Here is a 2,573-nt window from a genome sequence, read left to right on the forward strand (position 1 = left end):
ACCCACCCCCCCCCCGGGGGCCCCCCTCACCCGGGCCACCCCCCCCACCACCCCGGCCGGCCCCCCCCCCGACTGCTGTTTCCCGGATGGTCACCTACGAGGGGGGAGAGGTTCCTATGGTCCGGGTCGGCGTCTTTGCTCGCTTTGTGCTCTGCGGTGGTGGTGTGGGGATCGCCTCCAGCGCCGCGGTGCCCCTTCTCGCGATGCAGATGTCATGGGTCTTGGCCAACGCACTGATCACTGTCGCGGCAACCGTCCTCGCCACCGAACTCCATTCCCGCTTCACCTTCGGATCGGGGCAGCGCTGCGGAATACGTCGCCACGTGCAATCCGCCACTACAGCAGTGGCCGCGTACATGGCCACGACCGCGGCGATGCTCGTTCTGCATCCCGCCCCCGGCACCCTGCACGAGCAGGTGGTGTACCTGACAGCATCGGCGCTGGCCGGACTCGGCCGGTTCGCGCTGCTTCGCCTCTTCGTGTTCGTGACGGGCGAGAAGGACGTCGTCCCGGCGACCGAAGCAGGAACCAGCGCCGAGACTTCAAGCGCAGAGGTGATCGGGCCTTGTCGGCCTAGGATGAAGCCACCAGTACGATCCCACCCCTCGCCCGTGAGGAACTTCCCGCGGCCCACGGGGAGACGGGTGATATCGCAGACACACCTGGGGGGCTTGACCCAAGGCCGGGTAGTTAGCGTTTTCGCAGGTCACGCAAGGGGTGTTGGGGTCCATGCCGTGGCGGCGTAGAGACCGGGGCCGAGTTTGTGGATGAGGCCGGTCTCGGCCCATCTGGAGAGCTGTCGATACATGGCTTCCATGGTGATATCGCCGAAGTGGGCGGCGATATCTCGGGGACGCCAGAGGCGGGTTGGGTCCTTTTCGAGCAGGGCCAGGATCCGATGACTGCGGCGGTCGGTGGGGGCGGTGTGCCGGTCGTCGCGGGAGGTGGCGGGGAGCTGAGGCTGGGATTCCGCAGGCTCGAGGATGTTGATGTCGAGATCGGTGATGGTGCGGCTGGTGTCGGGCCTGCCATCGTCGTGGCGGGTGCTGTAGCGGGACATCGGTGACTTGACCTTTCGGGTACTGACCCGCTGGCGCCGAGGCGGGAGGAGGCGGGCCAGGATCCGGTGCCCGATCAGTCCGAGGCGACCGGCGTCGGAAGGGTCGGTGATGACAGCGGCGGCCTGGACGACCTGGTCACGGGCGGTCTGAAGAGCAACGGTGAAGCAGCATCGGTCCGGATCGGTGCCCGTCAGCGCCTCCGCGGCCTCGACCATTACAGTCCGCAGTGCCTGGTAGAGGGTGAGCAGGGCCCACATTTCCTGCTCAATGCCTGCCGGGTCGCCCGAGCGCAGGTTGCGGCCGCACATGATCGTCTGGCGGAGCGCGTAGTACGCCGATTCGTGTTCCCACCGCTGGTGATAGAGCCTCACCAACGCGGTGGCCGGGTAACGGCGAGCGTCGGTCAAGGTGGTGACCAGTCGGTAGGCCCCGGTGAAGGACGTGCCGTCTGCGCAGGTCACGGCAATCTGTGCGTCGATAACCCGCACTTTCACGGTGCCGATCACCGACAGGTAGGAGCCGTCGGCGAGGCGGGTGAGGACCGGCATGCGCCGGTTGCTGCGGAGCCGTCCCAGAATCTGGGCGCCGGTTTCGGTGACCGCCGCGAGGAAGACGTTGCTGTCGAATCCCTTGTCCCACAGCACCAGCATGTCCGGCCGCAGCAGATGCAGCAGCCGGCGAGCGTAGGTCGTCTCGCCCTCGGCGGTCGGCCCGAACACGGCGCCGGCCAGAGCCCGGGTGCCGGTCTCGACCAGCGTCATCAACTCCAGCGTCGGATAGCCATGATGCGAAGTCCTCCCCAGCCAGGCGCAGTTCCGCTCGGAATCGGGAACCCTCAGCGAACTGCAGCCGTCGAACGACACCACCCGGTACCCACCGAAACACACACCTGGCGTCGTCGGACGGGCGAGCAACCCGGCCAGCACCTCGAACAAAGCCCGCACCGGCGCACTGCCGATCCGCCGGCGCAGGTCACGCAATGCCTTTGCCGACGGACAGACCACGGGTATCCCGGACAGACCCGCGGTCAGCTTGTCCCAGACCAGGCGATAACCGACCTCGGGGAACAGGCACATCGCCAGGAGGAAGTAGACACCGACCCGCGACGGCAGATCACGCAGCCGCCGCTGAACAGCTCTCGTCTCCGCAAGGACCGCGTCCACGAGCTCGAACGGCACGACTGTCGTCAGCTCTCCTAGATGTCCCGGCGCGAACCGGCCCCCGGCCACCTTAGCCGTACGAGTGACGGTCGTCAGTGCGGGCGGCAGAACACAATGCGAAGGCAACGAAGCTCCTCGGAAACAAGCTGTTTTGGTCGACTGCCTGTACCAACGAGCTCCGTTGTCTTACGTCAAAAATCCTTCAAATAGCTTGCGTGACCTGCGAAAACGCTAACTACCCGGCCTTGGGGCTTGACCCCGCTCGTCCGTCGGGCCCGGGCGGCCCGCGTAAAATCGTCCTCACTGTGTCTGACTCGCTGAACGCCCCCGAAACCCCCGGCACGCCGTCTCC

At 66.6% G+C, this 2,573-nt stretch carries 1 protein-coding gene and 1 pseudogene; one reads left to right on the top strand and one right to left on the bottom strand.

Annotated elements, in window-relative coordinates:
- Positions 1–86: 86 nt before the first annotated feature.
- A pseudogene (locus ABZX30_RS37310) lies at positions 87–485 on the top strand (GtrA family protein); the annotation flags it as partial.
- Between the two features lie 221 nt (positions 486–706).
- On the opposite strand, the gene ABZX30_RS37315 reads toward ABZX30_RS37310, so the two are convergent.
- Positions 707–2,290 carry an IS4 family transposase gene (locus ABZX30_RS37315; RefSeq protein ID WP_355942664.1) on the bottom strand — a complete coding sequence of 528 codons (1,584 nt, stop codon included), beginning with the start codon at positions 2,288–2,290 and terminating at the stop codon, positions 707–709.
- Positions 2,291–2,573 lie beyond the last annotated feature (283 nt).

It is taken from the genome of Streptomyces sp. NPDC004542, from assembly GCF_040610035.1.
Lineage (GTDB): Bacteria > Actinomycetota > Actinomycetes > Streptomycetales > Streptomycetaceae > Streptomyces.